The sequence below is a fragment of the Nocardioides terrigena genome (assembly GCF_003047265.1).
Classification (GTDB): domain Bacteria; phylum Actinomycetota; class Actinomycetes; order Propionibacteriales; family Nocardioidaceae; genus Nocardioides; species Nocardioides terrigena.
The window spans coordinates 124,159-141,096 of sequence record NZ_PZYY01000005.1 but is presented as its reverse complement, the minus strand read 5'-3'; the positions used below and the strand labels follow the sequence as shown (position 1 = coordinate 141,096).

At 73.7% G+C, this 16,938-nt stretch carries 12 protein-coding genes; 4 read left to right on the top strand and 8 right to left on the bottom strand.

Annotated features, from left to right (window positions below):
• Positions 1 to 13: 13 nt before the first annotated feature.
• The 4 genes from DAE25_RS12255 to DAE25_RS12240 form a co-directional block, all read right to left on the bottom strand.
• Positions 14 to 1,351, bottom strand: coding sequence for a dipeptidase (locus DAE25_RS12255; RefSeq protein WP_107766484.1), 1,338 nt, complete (start codon positions 1,349 to 1,351; stop codon positions 14 to 16).
• Positions 1,352 to 1,388: 37 nt separating this feature from the next.
• Positions 1,389 to 2,189, bottom strand: coding sequence for a GNAT family N-acetyltransferase (locus tag DAE25_RS12250; RefSeq protein WP_107766483.1), 801 nt, complete (start codon positions 2,187 to 2,189; stop codon positions 1,389 to 1,391).
• A complete protein-coding gene (locus DAE25_RS12245) occupies positions 2,190 to 2,594 on the bottom strand; it encodes a sterol carrier family protein (RefSeq protein ID WP_159083702.1) in 405 nt (134 codons plus the stop codon).
• A 103-nt stretch (positions 2,595 to 2,697) separates the two neighbouring features.
• On the bottom strand, positions 2,698 to 3,555 hold the full coding sequence (locus DAE25_RS12240; RefSeq protein WP_107766482.1) for an alpha/beta hydrolase: 858 nt from the start codon (positions 3,553 to 3,555) through the stop codon (positions 2,698 to 2,700).
• A 113-nt stretch (positions 3,556 to 3,668) separates the two neighbouring features.
• Here DAE25_RS12240 and DAE25_RS24215 point away from each other — a divergent pair, with 113 nt between their 5' ends.
• Positions 3,669 to 5,261, top strand: coding sequence for a M28 family metallopeptidase (locus DAE25_RS24215; protein WP_107766481.1), 1,593 nt, complete (start codon positions 3,669 to 3,671; stop codon positions 5,259 to 5,261).
• Between the two features lie 62 nt (positions 5,262 to 5,323).
• On the opposite strand, the gene purL is transcribed toward DAE25_RS24215, so the two are convergent.
• Genes purL through DAE25_RS12220 form a run of 3 tightly spaced genes read right to left on the bottom strand, consistent with a single transcriptional unit; the run spans position 5,324 to position 9,136 of the window.
• A complete protein-coding gene (gene purL / locus DAE25_RS12230; protein WP_107766480.1) occupies positions 5,324 to 7,618 on the bottom strand; it encodes a phosphoribosylformylglycinamidine synthase subunit PurL in 2,295 nt (764 codons plus the stop codon).
• A gap of 43 nt (positions 7,619 to 7,661) precedes the next feature.
• A complete protein-coding gene (locus DAE25_RS12225) occupies positions 7,662 to 8,786 on the bottom strand; it encodes a hypothetical protein (protein WP_107766479.1) in 1,125 nt (374 codons plus the stop codon).
• Positions 8,786 to 9,136: a hypothetical protein gene (locus tag DAE25_RS12220; RefSeq protein ID WP_107766478.1), complete on the bottom strand. Its 351-nt coding sequence runs from the start codon at positions 9,134 to 9,136 to the stop codon at positions 8,786 to 8,788. The genes DAE25_RS12225 and DAE25_RS12220 overlap by 1 nt, the downstream gene beginning before the upstream one ends.
• 218 nt (positions 9,137 to 9,354) lie before the next feature.
• On the opposite strand from DAE25_RS12220, the gene DAE25_RS12215 reads away from it, so the two are divergent.
• Entirely contained in the window at positions 9,355 to 10,758 is a 1,404-nt protein-coding gene (locus DAE25_RS12215) for a glycoside hydrolase domain-containing protein (protein WP_159083701.1), read from the top strand.
• A 49-nt stretch (positions 10,759 to 10,807) separates the two neighbouring features.
• Here DAE25_RS12215 and DAE25_RS12210 read toward each other — a convergent pair whose 3' ends face one another.
• Entirely contained in the window at positions 10,808 to 13,534 is a 2,727-nt protein-coding gene (locus DAE25_RS12210) for an ATP-binding protein (protein WP_107766476.1), read from the bottom strand.
• Between the two features lie 120 nt (positions 13,535 to 13,654).
• On the opposite strand from DAE25_RS12210, the gene DAE25_RS12205 reads away from it, so the two are divergent.
• Together DAE25_RS12205 and DAE25_RS12200 are read left to right on the top strand one after the other, a co-directional pair.
• A complete protein-coding gene (locus tag DAE25_RS12205) occupies positions 13,655 to 14,758 on the top strand; it encodes a class I SAM-dependent methyltransferase (RefSeq protein ID WP_107766475.1) in 1,104 nt (367 codons plus the stop codon).
• 4 nt (positions 14,759 to 14,762) lie between these two features.
• Entirely contained in the window at positions 14,763 to 16,922 is a 2,160-nt protein-coding gene (locus DAE25_RS12200) for an alpha/beta fold hydrolase (protein WP_234411014.1), read from the top strand.
• The last annotated feature ends 16 nt before the right edge of the window (positions 16,923 to 16,938 follow it).

The window sequence follows — 16,938 nt, the reverse complement described above, 5'->3', positions numbered from 1 at the left end:
AAGGAGTGTCTCGTCAGGCGCCGAGGTTGCGGAGCAGGAACGCCTCGGCGAGCACGACCTTCTCGAACTCGGCGAGGTGCAGCCCCTCGTTGGCGCCGTGGGCGCGGGTGTCGGGGTCCTCGACGCCGGTCACGAGCACGCTGGCCTGCGGGAACGCCTCGAGGAACTCGGCGATGAAGGGGATCGACCCGCCGACGCCCATGTCGACGGGCGCGGTGCCGTCCCAGGCCTCGGCGAAGGCGTTGCGCGCGGCGTCGTACGCCGGGCCGGTGGCGTTGATCCGGGTGGCCTCGCCGGTGTCGACGACGGTGGTGTCGAGGGTGGCGCCCCAGGGGACGTGCTTCTCGAGGTGGCGCTGGAGGCACTCGACCGCGTTGGCGGTCGTGTCGCCGGGGGCGATGCGCATGCTGATGCGGCAGCGGGCGGCCGGCACCAGGGTGTTGGAGGCGCCCTCGACCTTGGGGGCGTCGAGACCGGTGATGCTGATCGACGGCTTGGTCCAGAGCCGCTCGACGACGCTGCCCTCGCCGATCCACTCGATGCCGGGCGCGGCGCCGGACTCGGCACGCAGGCGGGCCTCGGGGTACTCCACGTCGGCGGCCGGGCCGGAGAAGAGGCCCTCGACGGCGACGTTGCCGGCGTCGTCGTTGAGGCTGGCGATGAGCCGGCTCAGGGCCATGATCGAGTCGGGCACGAGGCCGCCCCACATGCCCGAGTGGACGGCGTGGGTCAGGGTGCGGACCTCGACGTCCATGCGGACCAGGCCGCGCAGGCTGGTGGTCAGGGCGGGCTCGCCGATGTCCCAGTTGCCCGAGTCGGCGATGACGATGACGTCGGCCTCGAGACGGGCCTTGTAGGTGTTGAGCAGCTCGACGAGCGTGTCGGAGCCGACCTCCTCCTCGCCCTCGATGAACATCACCAGGTTGACCGGGAGCTCGTCGACGAAGATGCGGACCGCGCCGAGGTGGGCGGCGATGCCGGCCTTGTCGTCGGCGGCACCGCGGCCGTAGAGCCGGTCGCCCCGCTCGGTGGGCTCCCACGGCGGGGAGTCCCAGTCGGCGTGGTCGTTCTCCGGCTGCACGTCGTGGTGGGCGTAGAGCAGCACCGTGGGGGCGCCCGCCGGGCCGGCCTTCTTGGCGATGACGGCGGGCGGGGCGCCGTCGTACGCCCGGACGATCTCGGTCTCGAAGCCCTCGGCGGCGAAGAGGTCGCGCGTGGCCTCGGCGCTGCGCTCGACCTCGCCGGCGCGGGCCGGGTCGGCGCTGACGGACTGGATGCGGACCAGGTCCTCGAGGTCCTGGCGGATGCCGGGGAGCACCTCGGCGAGGCGGGCGCGGATGTCGATCGTCATGGCCCGCACCCTAGTAGGACGCACCGACCCCCGGGGATCAGGCCCAGCCCTCCTCGCGGCGCTCCAGGGTGTTGTGCCGCTCGACATCGGCGAAGCCGAGGCGGCGGTAGATCCGGATCGCGTCGCCGTCGGTGTCGGCGGCGATCACCAGCACCTCGATGCCGTACGCCGCGAGCGCGTGCTCGCCCGCCGCGTGCACCACGGCGGCCGCCAGGCCCTGACGTCGGTGGTCGGGATGCGTCTCGACGCTCTGGTAGCGGGCGATGCCGGCGTGGGTGACGAAGACGGCGGCCGTGCTGACCAGCTCGTCGCCGACGAACGCGCCGTACCGCCGGCCGAGGCCGCGTGCGACGAGACCCCGCTCCTGGTCGTTCTTGCGACGGGCGTAGGTCATGAACGTCGCCTCGTCGGTCTGCGACCACAGGTGGTGGCTGAGCCGTGCCCGGCCCTCCCAGTCGTCGTCGCTCTCGAGGGGGCGGACCACGACGCCCTCGGCCACCGGCCGGGGAGCGACGAGGGTGCCGGTGGTCAGAACGGTCCCGACGTCGACCTCCATGCCTGCTGCGGCGAACGGCTGCAGGGCCTCGGTGAGGTCCTCGGTGCCGTCGACGCCGATGGACACGTGCCCGGCCTGCGGGAACTCGGTGTGGAAGGCGCCGATCACCTCGCGCTCGCCGCCGGGGACGGGCAGCTGCTTGAGGAGCAGGAAGTTGCCCCAGAAGTACGTCGGGTTGGCAGGCGTCCGGACCACGAGGTGGGTGCCGCGGTCCTCGATCTCGCTGCCGGTCATCTCCAGCAGGCGCAGGTCGGTACGGAAGCCGAGGGAGCGGATGTCCATTCAGTCCTCGTTCGGGGTGCGGGTCGGGGGGTTCGTCGGGCTCGTGGTGTTCGTCGGGCTCGTGGTGAGGGGGAGGTACGCCGTGAGGTCGGTGCGCTCGCCGCTGGCCAGCACGCGGCCGCTGGCCACTGCCTCGTGCCAGGTGAGCTCACCGCTGGAGACGGCGATCCAGGTGTCCGGGTCGGTCTCGACGACGGCCGGGGGCGTCCCGCGGGTGTGCCGGACCCCGGGGATCACCTGGACCGCCGCGACGGGAGGGACCCGGACCTCGACGGAGTTGCCGGGGGCGCGCTCGGACAGGACGGCGAGGAAGTGCTTGACCAGCAGCTTGTCGTCGGCCGCGCCGCGGGCGGCGAGGGCCGCCGCGACGGCGGCGGGGTCGGCGACACGGAGACGGGCGGGCACATCGGGGAGGTTATCCCGCACCGCTCGGGCAGCTCGCGGCGCAGGGACGGGCGTCGGGCGTGGCGTTCGTGCCGGGCCTCGCGAGCTGCCTGCGGCGTGCGCGTCAGGCGATGGCGTCGAGGACCGCGACGATGTCCGTCCACGCCGGCGACCCGACCTCGATCACCCCGAAGTGGCCGCCCTCGACCTCGACGACCTCGACCTCCGCGCCAGCCGTGCGGGCCGCGGCCACGTAGTCTCGCGACTGGCTGATCGGCACGACCGGGTCGTCGGCGGCGTGCACCATCCACGCCGGCACATCCAGCGGGACGTGGCGCATCGGGTCGGCCAGCTCGTAGTCGGGACTGTCGGGCGCGCTGCCCATCAGCGCCTCCACCGCGCCGCCGCCGAGGTCCTGGTCGTACGCCGTGGTCAGGTCGACGACGCCGGCCTGGGAGACGACGTGGGTCACCGGCACCGTGGTGGGCCACTCCTCGAAGCGCCCTCGGGCGGCCGCCCAGGTCGCCAGGTGCCCCCCGGCCGAGTGGCCGAGCGTGACCACCGTGGTGGTGTCGACGTCGGTGCCCGCGAGCGCCTCGATCGCGGCGTGCACGTCGTCGAAGGTGGCCGGGAAGCCGCCGCCGTTGCCGACCCGGCGGTACTCCACGTTGAGCGTCGTCCATCCCTGCGCCGTCAGGTCGGCGGCCAGCGGCTCGCCCAGCGACGCGTCGTACTCCGCCTTCCAGAAGCCGCCGTGGATGATCACCACGACGCCGCGACCGGCGCCCTCGGGGCGGCGCAGGTCGGCCCACTGGGACTCGTCGTCGCCGTAGGTGAGTCGGTCGGCCATCGGCTGCTCCTCGGGGTCGTCGGTGGAAACCGGCCGCTCGACGACCGCACAGGCGGCCACCCCGCTGACCACGAGGACGAGGACCGCGCGCCGGTCGACGCGGGGTGGCGCCGCGCGCCGGACGGTGGTCACCGCCCGAGGCTACTCATGTGACACCCGGTCCCCCTTGCCAGTGACCTGTGTCACACCTAGCCTGCCTCGAGTGCCGCACGTCTTCCGGCACGCCCCTCTCGGAAGGACCCCCCATGGACCACACCCGCCCCAGGGCGTCGCGGACCCCCCGCACCGCGTTCCTGGCCCTGGCTTCCACGGCCGCGCTCACCACCGCAGCCCTCGCCGCCCCGGCCGCCACCGGAGACACCCCGGACCCTGTCTCCGCGTCGTCGTCCCTGCGCGACGCCGTCACCGTCGACGGCGTCTTCGACCACCTCGAGGCACTCCAGGCCATCTCCGACGCCAACGACGACACCCGGGCCTCCGGGACCCCGGGCTATCTGGCCTCGCGGGACTACGTCGTGGGCAAGCTCCGGGCTGCCGGCTACAAGCCGACGATCCAGGAGTTCGACTTCCCGTTCTACCGTCAGCTCGGCCCGTCCAGCTTCTCGCAGACCGCGACGACGGCTCGCACCTTCGTCGAAGGGACCGACTACGCACTGATGACCTACTCCGGGTCCGGCACTGTCATGTCGAAGGCCGTGCAGGGTGTCGACCTCGACCTGGGCAACCCAGACCTGAGCGCCTCGACCAGCGGCTGCGAGACCTCGGACTTCGCCGGCTTCACGGCCGGCAACGTCGCCCTGATCCGCCGCGGCAGCTGCTCTTTCGGCGTCAAGGTGGTCAATGCGCAGGACGCGGGCGCGTCCGCCGTCATCGTGATGAACACCGGCACCGCGGGCAACACCGCCGCCTTCGCGGGCACGCTGGGCGCCCCGATCGGCACCGTGCCGTCCGTGGGTACGAGCTTCGAGATCGGCCGGTCCCTGGCCGCCAGCGGCACCACGGTCTCCCTCGCGGCCAGCACCGAGTCCGAGATCCGCAAGACGTGGAACGTCCATGCCGACAGCAAGACCGGCGACCGCGAGACCATGGTCCAGGCCGGAGCCCACCTCGACAGCGTGGTCGCAGGTCCCGGCAGCAACGACAACGGGTCCGGCTCGGCGGCCCTCCTCGAGGTGGCTGAGCAGATGGCCAGGACCAAGACGGCCAACCGGGTCCGGTTCTCCTGGTGGGGTGCCGAGGAGCTCGGACTCCTGGGTTCCAACCACTACATCAACGACCTCGCCGCCAACAGGCCCTCCACCCTGCGCAAGATCGCCCTCTACCTCAACTTCGACATGGTCGGCTCGCCCAACTACGGGCTGTTCGTCTACGACGGCGACAACTCGGCCTTCCCGGTCGGTCCGGGCGCTGCCCTGGGTCCCGCGGGCTCGGGACAGATCGAGCAGCAGTTCCACGACTACTTCGAGTCGCAGGGCCTGCCGTCCGCCGAGACCCCGTTCAGCGGTCGCAGCGACTACGGGCCGTTCATCGCGAAGGGCATCCCGGCCGGCGGGCTCTTCACCGGAGCCGAAGGCATCAAGACCGCCGACCAGGCCGCGCTCTTCGGTGGTCAAGCAGGTGTCGCCTACGACGCGTGCTACCACCAGGCGTGCGACACGCTGACGAACAACAACCGGGACGCGATCAACTACAACTCCGACGCCATCGCCCACGCCGTGCTGACCTACGCCCGGGACCTGAGCTCGCTCTCGGCGCCGGTTGCCGGCGCGGTCCGCGGAGACGGCACCCCGAGTGGTGGCGGCCTGCACGACGACCACGACGAGCTGCCCCGCAGCTGACGGCACGGCCACCCACGCGCGAAGGGCTCCCGCTCCGGCGGGGGCCCTTCGTCGTCAACGGGTCAGTGGGCCAGGGCAGCCGGCAGCGTGGCGCTCCAGGCGTCACGCAGCTCGGCGACAGAGACGTCGAACTGTCCCTCGACCGACACCGTCTCTCCCCCGGTCCGCCCGATCGGCGTGAGGGGTACGCCGTGGCGCTCGGCCAGGGCGACGAGGCGATCGGCGTTGTCGGTGGTCACCGTCACGATGGCGCGTGCAGCGGACTCGGAGAAGAGGGCGACGAAGGCGTCCCCGCCGGCCACGTCGGCCACCGACACCGAGACCCCGACTCCGTTGCGGAAGGAGGCCTCCGCCAGGGCCTGGGCCAGTCCACCGTCGGACAGGTCGTGGGCGCTGGTGACAACTGCATCGCTCGACGCGTCGGCCAGCAGGGCGCCCAGCGCCTTCTCGGCCGCCAGGTCGACCCGGGGCGGGAGGCCGCCCAGGTGCCCGTGCACGACGTGCGCCCACTCCGAGCCGGAGAGCTCCTCGCGGGTCTCACCGAGCAGGAAGACGCGCTCATCGGCGGCGGCGAAGTGGGACGGCGTGCGCTTGGTGACGTCGTCGATCACGCCGAGCACGGCCACGACGGGGGTGGGCAGGATCGCGGTCTCGCCGGTCTGGTTGTAGAGGCTCACGTTGCCGCCGGTCACCGGGATGCCGAGCTCGAGGCAGCCGTCCTTGAGCCCGCGGCAGGCCTCGGCGAACTGCCACATCACGTCGGGGTCCTCCGGGGAGCCGAAGTTGAGGCAGTCGGAGATGGCGAGCGGTCGCGCGCCGCCGGTGGCGACGTTGCGGTAGGACTCGGCCAGCGCGAGCTGGGCGCCGGTGTAGGGGTCGAGCTTGGCGAAGCGGCCGTTGCAGTCGGTGGCGACCGAGACGCCCAGGTTGGTCTCGTCGTCGACGCGCACCATGCCGCTGTCGGCGGGCTGGGCGAGCACGGTGTTGCCGCGGACGTGGCGGTCGTACTGGTCGGTGATCCACGACTTGTCGCACAGGTTGGGCGAGGCGACCAGTCTCAGCATCGTCGCGCGCAGGTCGTCGCCCGAGCCCGGACGGTCCAGCACCTCGGCGCGGTCGTCCTGGAGGGCGTCCTGCCACGACGGCCGGGCGTAGGGCCGCTGGTAGGTCGGGCCGTCGTGGGCGACCGAGCGCGGAGGCACGTCGACGACGCGCTCGCCGTGCCAGTCGATCTGGAGGCGGCCGGTGTCGGTCACCTCGCCGACGACGACAGCCTCGACGTCCCACTTGGCGCAGATCGCCATGAAGGCGTCGACGTCGCCGGGCTCGACGACGGCCATCATGCGCTCCTGCGACTCGCTCATGAGGATCTCCTCGGGAGCGAGGGTGGAGTCGCGCAGCGGTACCCGGTCGAGCTCGACCTGCATGCCCCCGTCGCCGGCGCTCGCCAGCTCGGAGGTCGCGCACGAGAGCCCGGCGCCGCCGAGGTCCTGGATGCCGGCGACGAGGCCGGCGGCGAAGATCTCGAGGGTGCACTCGATGAGCAGCTTCTCCATGAAGGGGTCGCCGACCTGCACGCTCGGACGCTTCGCAGGTCCGTCGGCGTCGAAGGTCTCTGAGGCGAGCACGGAGACGCCGCCGATGCCGTCGCCGCCGGTGCGGGCGCCGTACAGGATGACCTGGTTGCCGACGCCGGACGCCTTGGCGAGGTGGAGGTCCTCGTGGCGCAGCACGCCGATGCAGAGGGCGTTGACGAGCGGGTTGCCGAGGTAGCTGCTGTCGAAGACGGCCTCGCCGCCGATGTTGGGCAGGCCGAGGCAGTTGCCGTAACCGCCGACACCGGCCACGATCCCGGGCAGCACGCGGTGGGTGTCGGGGGCGTCGAGGGGTCCGAAGCGGAGCGGGTCCATCACCGCGACCGGGCGGGCACCCATGGCGAGGATGTCGCGCACGATGCCGCCGACGCCGGTCGCGGCGCCCTGGTAGGGCTCGACGTACGACGGGTGGTTGTGGGACTCCACCTTGAAGGTCACGGCGTAGCCCTGGCCGATGTCGAGGACGCCGGCGTTCTCGCCGATGCCGGCGAGCATCTTGCCGACCGGCGTCTCCTGCGGGATCTCGGAGAACTGCTTGAGGTGCACCTTGGAGGACTTGTAGGAGCAGTGCTCGCTCCACATCACCGAGTACATCGCGAGCTCGCTGCTCGTCGGGCGGCGGCCGAGGATCTCGCGGATCCGGTCGTACTCGTCGGACTTCAGCCCGAGGTCGGCCCACGGCTGGTCGCGCCCGGGGTCGCCGGACGCGACGGCGACGGTGTCGAGGGTGCTGGAGCGGGGAGCCTGCTGGGTCTCGGGCACGGGCGCCAATCTACCGGCCGCCGACGCGGCGCCGACCGGTCGGTCAGACCGTGGCTTCCCCGGACCCGTCCGACCGCTCACCCTCCACTCGCCGCGCGGCCCGCGATGCTTGGCGCTCCTGCGCGACGAGCCTGGTGGCGGCCCTGGCGTCGACCCTGCCGTCGGACTTCTCCCTGGCTCGGCGGGCGGCCCGCTCGACGTCGGTCTCCGTGTCGGTCCGGGTGGGCTCCGTCGCACGCGCCCCGGCCGCACCCGGGCGCACGGTCCCGGTGCGGGTCGCGCCCGGCCCGCTCCCCGACCGACCTCCCTGTGGACTCCCCTGCCGACTCCCCGGGCCACCCCGCCCGGTCGTCATCCCCGGGGACATGGCGGGGCCCGCCTGCTCGACCTGGCGGCCCCGGCGCCCGCGCAGGCCGAGGCTTGCGAGTGCCCCACCAGCGAGGGCACCGTCGATGCCGGACGACGCCCCCGACAGGGACGACGTCGGGACCGAGGTCGCGCCCAGCGGGACCGCGTACGCCGCCCCGGCGTCGAGTCCGCCGGCCACGGTCCTCGAGGAGCCCCCGCGCAGGGAGGCCGCGAGGTCCTCGGCCACCGATGCGCTGATCCGCTCCGCGATGCCGGCGATCCCGCCGACGGCCCCGCTGCCGGTCGAGCCGGCGACGGCGGAGTCGGCCGCCCGCCGGAGCTCGACGTGCGCCGCCCGCAACCGACCCGACAGCCCCTCCAGGGTGGTGTCGAGCTCGGTCCGGATCGACTGGGCCGTGCGGGTCGCCCGCTGCACCTGCCCCCGCTGGTCGTCGGAGTCCTCCTGGAAGACCAGCACCCCCTGGGTGCCCAGCGTGGTGTGCGGGACGGCGGCCACGTCCGACCACTCGCGGTCGAGCCGCCGCTGGGTCGTCGACAGCGTCCCGGCGATGTCGTCGAGGACACGACTGATCTCGCGGGCTGCGACGGCGACCGTGTCGAGCCCGCCGACGACCTGCTTGCGGTGGCCGTCGTACACCTCCGCGGAGCCGGACTCCCAGCCGTGGTCGCGCACCCGCCGCGAGGCCCGGACCAGGTCGTCGGCCGCCGCCGTCATGCCCTCGGCCAGCTCGAGCCAGAGCGCGGCCGCCGCGGTCAGCGGGGTGGTGTCGCAGCGCAGCTGCCACGGGTGCGCGGGCATCAGGACCCGCCCCGGTCGTGATCTGCGGGTCCCCTGTGCGGGCCCTGCTCGCCGGGGACGCGCAGCAGCTCGGCCGACGTCTCGTCGGCGGCGGTCACGTCGTCGGCCGCGTCGACGAGGGCGCGGGCGCCGAGCTCGAGCGCTGCGACCAGCGCCGAGAGCGCGGAGCCGGCCGCCAGCGCCGCCCCGTCGTACGTCGCGGACACGTGGGCGGCGGACGGGTGGTCACCCCACGCCTCGCGGGGGACCTCGCGACCCGGTACGCCGCCTGCCCAGCGCTGCCGCAGGTCGGCCGCGGTCTCCTCGGACCGGCGGGCGAGGCCGACCAGCTCGGCGGGATCAACCTTCATGCGACGTTCCTCGGCTGCGACGACGGTGACCCGGGTGGCCTACCCCGCCGCGCACTCGGCTCAAACCCTCCCGGCGACGGGTCCTCGCGGGCGCGCGGGTCCCCGCCGAACTACTCCGTTGTAGTTCAGCCGAACCCCTGTGACGGGTGTGACTGAAGTGATTATGGTGGCGTGCCGTCGCTCCCGGGACGGCCCGTCACCGAGTCGTGGGAGTCACCGTGCGTCGCCGTACCAGCATCCTCGTCACCCTTGCCGTCGCCCTCGCCGGCACGCTGCTCGCGACCCCGTCGCCGGCCGTGTCCGACCCGACCGCTCCGTCCGCCCGCGCCGCCGCCCGGATCGCCGCCTCGACGCCGGGGGACTTCACCGGGCACGGCTTCGACCAGTGCGTCGCGCCGACCCAGGCCGCCATGGACGCGTGGATCAAGCACTCCCCCTTCCGGGCCGTGGGGATCTACATCTCCGGGGACTCACGGGCCTGCCGCACCCAGCCCAACCTCTCGCCCACCTGGGTCTCGACGCAGGTGTCGCGCGGTTGGCGGCTGCTCCCGATCGCCCTGGGGCCGCAGGCGTCCTGCCTCGACCGGTTCCCCCGCTACTCGGACGACTTCAAGATCGACCCCCGGTCCGCAGGCGGGTACGCCGCCGCTCGCGCGCAGGGCGTCGTCGAGGCCGACAAGAACGCCGCGGACGCCGCTGCGCTGGGCATCGGCGCCGGGGCCACCCTCTGGTACGACCTCGAGGCCTTCGACCTCGGCAACACCAGCTGCCGGGAGTCCGCCCTGGCCTTCACCAGCGCGTGGGTGACCCGGATCAAGCAGCTCGGCTACGTCGCCGGCTTCTACTCCAGCGCGAGCTCGGGCATCAAGATGCTCGACGACGCCCGCCGCCTCCGTCCCGGCCAGTTCGCCCTGCCGGACCGCATCTGGATCGCCCGCTGGGACGGCGTCGCGAACACGTCGACGAGCTACATCCCCGAGGACGGCTGGCGCCCGGGCGGCCGGATGAAGCAGTACCGCGGCGGGCACAACGAGACCTGGGGCGGTGTGACCATCAACATCGACAGCAACTACCTCGAGCTGAGCGGGACCCCGGCCGCGCCGGCCGCCCCCGTGCCGGCGCCCGCGCCGGCACCGGCGCCAGCACCGGCCGCGTCGCCCGAGACCCACTGCGGCGGCACGCGCGTGGACTTCCCGGCGTACTACACGCTCAAGCCGCGGGCGGCCAGCCGGGCCCGCACCCTGGCCCTGCAGTGCCTGCTCAAGGAGAAGAAGCGGTACGTCGGCAAGCTCGACGGCGACTACGACCGCGCCACCCGGCGCGCCGCCGGCGCGTGGATGAGGTCACGAGGCTTCAAGCCCACGGCCACCTGGCGGCGCAAGCACTGGGTCACGCTGCTCGCCGGCCAGGAGCGCCCCGTGCTGGCCGTCGGTGCCACCGGTCCCGCCGTCTCGCGCCTCCAGCGAGCGCTCACCGCGGCCCGGCAGCGGACCGCCGTGACGGGGAGCTTCGACGAGGCCACCCGGACCGCCCTGCTCGCCTACCAGGCGAAGGTCAGGACGGCAGCCACCGGCACCACCGACGCAGCGACGTGGCGGAAGCTGGCCAAGGGGCGCTTCTGAGGGAGGCACACCCGTCGTTCCCCCGGTGCCCATCGGCACTCATCCGTGCTCATCCGGCGACCTCCGGCAGCCGTCGCGCCAGCTCGGCGCGCGAGGTGATGTCGAGCTTGGTGTAGACGTGCCTCAGGTGGTACTCGACCGTCTTGGGGCTGAGGAAGAGGGCGGCGGCTGCCTCCCGCGTCGTCCTCCCCTCCACGAGCAGCTGCGCGATCTGCAGCTCCCGGGGCGTGAGGTCCAGCATCCGGCCGCTCGTGCGGGAGCGGGCGCGCAGCCCGGTGGCTTCCAGCTCGGCCGCGACGACGTCCGACCAGCGCCTGGCTCCGAGCACGTCGAAGGCCGCCCGGGCCTCTTCCAGGTGGACCCGTGCGTCGACCCGGCGCCGCGCGCGCCGCAACCGGGCGCCGTACGACATCAGGGTGCGGGCCTGCTCGAAGGTGTCGGACCCCGCAGCGTGGAGCAGCAGCGCCTCCCCGAACCGCTCGTCGAGGTCGTCGTCACCGGCGAGCAGGGCGCCTGACCGGGCCGCCCGCGCCAGTGACCAGGACTGGCCCTTGCGGACCGCCCGCTCCTGGAAGTCGGCGTCCACGACGACGGCCCGCGCGCGCTCGCCCGTGTGCAGCAGGGCCTCGACGAGCTCGGGGCCGGGCCACAGGTCGGGGTCGCCCACCCCGAGGTCGTCGAGCAGGTCCGCCAGCGCCGTGAAGCCACTGACCGCGGCCCCCACGTCGCCGAGCGAGAGGTCGAGCTCGGCGAGCGCGAACCCCGTCCACGCGGCGACCATGCGCACGTCGCGGCCCAGCCCCACCTGCGTCGCCTCGGCGGCGAGGCTCCGGCACTCCTCCGCCCGGCCCTGCCGGGCCCGAACCGCGGCCAGCCCGGCGAGCGAGGCCCCGAGCTCGGTGAGCTGCCCGAACTCGCGGGCCAGCTCGATGGCCTCGCTGTACGCCGTGTCGGCGTGCGACCAGCGGTCGGTCGTCGCGTCGCTGCGCGCCAGGTGGAACAGGAGGTGCGGCAGCTGTCCCAGCAACGAGCCCCGTCGGCGGCCCTCGATGGTGTCGTGGAGGAGGTCCCGCGCGGCTCCGGTCTCCCGGAGGTAGAGCAGGCCGGTGACGGCCCAGTCGGGCTCCGGACCGGCGAGGTCCGGCCGGTCGAGGGCGTCGACCCCGGTCCGCAGCCAGGAGGCACCGGGCTCCCCCGCCACGATCCGCCCCATGCCGACCGCGATCGAGGCGATGGCCGAGGCACCGCGGGTCGGCTCCGCTCGCCGCGCGAGGACGCCCGCCGCCCGGTGGGCAGCAGCCAGCGCCCCGGCGGCGTCCAGGAGGTAGAAGCATGCGTCGACGGCCGCGGCGTACATCATCAGCGCCTCGTCGGGGGCGTCGTCCTCTGCGTCGGCGGCCGCGGCCACGAGGAGGTCGCGCGCCTCGGCCAGGGACCCGCCCCGGGCGGCCACCTGACCCGCCATCGCGCGGGCCCGTGCCCGCCCGACGGCGTGCGGCGCGTGCCGGGCAGCCTCGCCCAGCAGGGCCGGCGCCCGGGAGTCATCCCCGGCCAGCCAGGCTGCCTCCCCCGCAGCCAGGAAACGTCTCGCTCGCACCGCGGGGTCCGTGGAAAGAGTGGCCGCACGTTCGTGGGCCGACGACGCCACCGCGAAGGCGCCGCGGCCGGTGGCCCGGACCCCGACCTCCTCGAGCTCGACGGCCACGCCGTCGTCCGGGCCCAGCACGGCCTCGCTGCGATGCCAGGCGCGCCGGTCGTCCTCACCCGGGGCGAGCGAGTCCGCCACGAGCGCGTGCAACCGCCTGCGCTCGTCCGGGGCGATGCCGGCGTAGACCGCGGACGCGACAAGCGGGTGCGTCAGCTCGATGCGGTACGGCGAGAGGGCCACGACGCCGAGCGTCTCGGCGCGACGAAGCAGGTCGAGGGACAGGCCCTCGGCGGAGCAGACGGCGTCGATGGTGGGCACGTCGCCGGACGCGATGACCGCGACCTGAAGCACCCGGACCTCGTCGACCGTGAGCCCCGCCGTCCGTCGGGCGAACGCCTCGGCGATCACGCTGGGCACGGCCGCGGCGAGACCGGGCGGGGTGGCGCCGACCCAGTCGGGCTCTTGGGCGAGTGCCCGGATGGCGAGCGGGTTGCCGGCGCTCACTGCCGTGATCCGGCGGCGCTGCTCGGGGGTGAGGACGTCTCGGGCGGCCAGGACCGCCAGCTCGTCGGCGGCGATCGGCCCGAGCGGTAGCAGGTCGAGGGTCGGCAGGCCGTTCCACACGTCGGTCACCCCCGGACGGACGGCCGCGAGCAGGAACACCGCGTCCACGAGCAGCCGGCGGGCCACGAACGCCAGGGCCTGGGCGGAGGGGGTGTCCAGGAGGTGGGCGTCGTCCACCACCAGACCGAGGGGACCGGACTCCGCCGCCCGGGTCGTCAGGGTGAGCGCCGCCGCCGACACGGCGAAACGGTCGACGGCGTCCCCCTCGCGCAGGGCGAGAGCGACCCCGAGGGCCTGTGCCTGCGGCGCCGGCAGGTCGTCCAGCCCCGCGAGAAGCGGCTGCAGGACCCCGGCGAGCCCCGCGAACGGCAGGTCGTGCTCGGCCGCCGTGCCCACCCCCTGCAGCAGCCGGAGCCCCGCCGCCGACTCTCGCGCGTGGGCGAGCAGGGCGCTCTTCCCGATGCCGGCGTCGCCGCTGAGCACGAGCACGCCGCTGCGACCGACACGGGCACCGGCGAGCAGCGCATCAAGGGTGCGCTGCTCGTCCTGCCGGCCGATGAGCATGATCTTCGATCCTAGGGCCCGACGCACTAGGTGGGGTCCCGGATGCGAGGGACCCGGTGGCGGGGCGAGCCTCGAGGTCGACGCCGGGCGCGAGGCCCGGCCCTTCCCGAGGAGAACCGCATGACGACCGACACGAGCACGGACACGAGCGCCGAGCCCACCGCTGCACCGCTGGACATGGATGCCCTCATGTCCTTCGTCTTCCGCGCCGTCGACGAGGTGGGCGCGACCCTCAACTGCGCGCTCGTCGTGATGGGCGACCGGCTCGGCTACTACCGCGCGCTGGCCGACCACGGACCGCTGGACGCCGCCGACCTGGCGCGTCGTACGAGCACCGGGGAGCGCTACGCCGCCGAGTGGCTCAACGCGCAGGCGGCCGGCGGGTTCGTCACCTACGACCCCGTCACCCGGGCCTACACCCTCCCGGCCGAGCACGCCGTCGCGCTCACCGACGAGAGCAGCCCCGCCTTCCTGCCGGGGTTCTTCCAGATCGCCTTCGGCACGGTCCGGGACGCCGACCGGATCATCGAGCTCGCCCGCGACGGCGACGGACTCGGCTGGGGCGAGCACAACAGCGACGTGCACACCGGCTGCGAGCGCTTCTTCCGCCCCGGGTACGCCGCCCACCTGGTGGCCGAGTGGCTGCCGGCCCTGGACGGGGTCGTCGCCAAGCTCGAGCAGGGGGGCCGTGTCCACGACCTCGGCTGCGGCCACGGTGCCTCGACCGTCCTGATGGCGCAGGCCTTCCCGGAGTCGGACTTCGTCGGCTCCGACGTGCACGCCCCCTCGATCGAGACCGCTCGGCACCGGGCCGCCGCGGCCGGGGTCGGCGACCGCATCCGGTGGGAGGTCGCGCCGGCCACCGCGCTGACCGGGTCCGGCTACGACCTGGTGACGACCTTCGACGCCCTCCACGACATGGGAGACCCGGTCGGCGTCTCGCGGCGCGTCCACGAGGCCCTGGCCGAGGACGGAACGTGGATGGTGGTCGAACCGGCCGCCGGGGACCGTGTGGAGGACAACTTCAACCCCGTGGGACGGGCCTACTATGGGTTCTCCACCCTGCTCTGCACGCCGGGGTCGCTGTCCCAGGACGTCGGCCTCGCCATCGGGACCCAGGCCGGTCCGGCCCGGATCCGCGACATCATGACCGCCGCCGGTTTCAGCCGGTTCCGGATCGCGGCCCAGACTCCGTTCAACAACGTGCTCGAGGTCAGGAAGTGACCTGGTGACGACGGCGACCCGGTACGGCGACGCGGCGGCCCCTGCCAGCCGCGCCCGCCTGCCGGACGTCGCCGGCGTGGCCGAGCGCGCCGGGGTGCCGCTGGCGTGGGAGTCCTACGGCGGCGGTACGCCGGCCCTGGTGCTGATGCCGACGTGGTCGATCGTGCCGTCGCGGATCTGGAAGGCGCAGGTGCCCTACCTCGCCCGCCACTTCCGCGTCGTCACCTTCGACGGCCGGGGCAGCGGCGCCTCCGGGCGGCCGTCGGGGGCGGCGGCGTACACCAACGAGGAGTACGCCGCCGACACGGTCGCGGTGATGGATGCCGCCGGGATCGACCGGGCCGTCCTGGTCTCGCTCTCCTGCGGCGCGGCCTGGTCCGTGCACGTGGCGGCCGACCACCCGGACCGGGTGCTGGGCCTCTTCGCGATCGCCCCGTCGTGCGGCTTCTCCTCCGTGGCCGACCCGGAACGCGACCACGTGCCGTGGGACGAGCCTCTGCCGGGCGCCGTCGGGTGGGAGAAGTACAACAAGCACCACTGGCTGGGCGGCGGCTACGACGACTTCCTGCACTTCTTCTTCGGACGGATGTTCCACGAGCCGCACTCGACCAAGCAGCTCGAGGACGCCGTGGCGTGGGGTCGGCAGGTGGCCCCGCAGACCCTCGTCGACGTGACGGCCGGGAGGCTCGGGTGCGACGGCGCGGTCTGCAGCGACATCGAGGCGCGGTGCGCGCAGCTCACCGTGCCGGTCACGGTGCTGCACGGGTCGGAGGACCAGGTGCGCGGACTGGCGTACGGCGAGCGGCTCGCGGAGCTGACCGGGGGCAGCCTGGTCGTGGTCGAGGGTGCCGGCCACGGCCCGCTCCTGCGCGACCCCGTGCTGGTCAACCACGAGCTCCGTGCCTTCGCCGAGCGCTTTGCGCCGGTCGTCCCACGACGGTCCCGCACGCGCGCCGTAGGACGCCGGCGGCGGGCCCTCTACATCTCCTCCCCCATCGGCCTCGGGCACGCCCGCCGCGACGTGGCGGTGGCCGGTGAGCTGCGCCGGCTGCACCCCGACCTCGAGGTCGATTGGCTCGCCCAGGACCCGGTGACGCGGGTGCTGGCAGCCCACGGCGAGCGCATCCACCCCGCGTCGCGCCACCTCGCCAGCGAGTCGGGACACGTCGAGCAGGAGTCGGGCGAGCACGACCTGCACGCGTTCCACGCCCTCCGGCGCATGGACGAGATCCTGGTCAACAACTTCATGGTCTTCGACGAGCTGATGGAGCGCGAGGACTTCGACCTCGTCATCGGCGACGAGGCGTGGGACGTCGACCACTTCCTGCACGAGAACCCGCACCTCAAGCGCACGCCGTACGCCTGGTTCACCGACTTCGTGGGGTGGCTGCCGATGCCGGACGGCGGCGAGGAGGAGGCCGTCCTCACCGCCGACCTCAACGCGGAGATGATCGAGCACCGGGCCCGCTTCCGCGCGCTGCGCGACCGCTCGATCTTCGTCGGCAACCCCGACGACGTGGTGCCCGACCGGTTCGGGCCGGGGCTGCCCGCGATCCGGGACTGGACCGAGCAGGAGTTCGACTTCTCGGGCTACGTCACCGGCTTCGACCCGACGGCGTACGACGTCGACGAGCTGCGGGCACGCCTCGGCCACCGCCCGGACGAGAAGGTCTGCGTCGTCACGGTCGGAGGCTCGGGGGTCGGGCTGCCCCTGCTCCGGCGGGTCCTGGACGCCGTGCCCCTGGCCCGGCGGGCGGTTCCCGGGCTGCGCTTCGTGGTCGTGGCGGGACCGCGCATCGACCCCCGGTCGCTGCCGGCGGTCGACGGTGCCGAAGTGCACGGCTACCTGCCCGACCTCACCGAGCACCTGGCCGCCTGCGACGTCGCCCTCACCCAGGGCGGGCTCACCACCTGCATGGAGCTGACCGCGCTGCGCAAGCCGTTCGTCTACGTGCCGCTGCAGCACCACTTCGAGCAGGCGTTCCACGTACGGCGGCGGCTGGAGGGATACCGCGCCGGCACCTGCCTGGACTATGCGGGCGCCAGCGAGCCCGAGGTCCTCGCGGAGACGCTGGTGAGGGAGCTCGGCCGCGACGTGGACTACCGGGCGGTGGAGACCGGCGGAGCCGCGCGAGCCGCACGGATGCTCGCCGAGCTGGTCTGACGAAGATGCGGCTCGG

What these genes read in the sequence shown, in the direction of transcription:
- DAE25_RS12255 (WP_107766484.1), bottom strand. Translation starts at nt 1,351, where the DNA reads ATGACGATCGACATCCGCGCCCGCCTCGCCGAGGTGCTCCCCGGCATC.
- DAE25_RS12250 (WP_107766483.1), bottom strand. Translation starts at nt 2,189, where the DNA reads ATGGACATCCGCTCCCTCGGCTTCCGTACCGACCTGCGCCTGCTGGAG.
- DAE25_RS24215 (WP_107766481.1), top strand. Translation starts at nt 3,669, where the DNA reads ATGGACCACACCCGCCCCAGGGCGTCGCGGACCCCCCGCACCGCGTTC.
- DAE25_RS12225 (WP_107766479.1), bottom strand. Translation starts at nt 8,786, where the DNA reads ATGCCCGCGCACCCGTGGCAGCTGCGCTGCGACACCACCCCGCTGACC.
- DAE25_RS12220 (WP_107766478.1), bottom strand. Translation starts at nt 9,136, where the DNA reads ATGAAGGTTGATCCCGCCGAGCTGGTCGGCCTCGCCCGCCGGTCCGAG.
- DAE25_RS12210 (WP_107766476.1), bottom strand. Translation starts at nt 13,534, where the DNA reads ATGCTCATCGGCCGGCAGGACGAGCAGCGCACCCTTGATGCGCTGCTC.
- DAE25_RS12205 (WP_107766475.1), top strand. Translation starts at nt 13,655, where the DNA reads ATGACGACCGACACGAGCACGGACACGAGCGCCGAGCCCACCGCTGCA.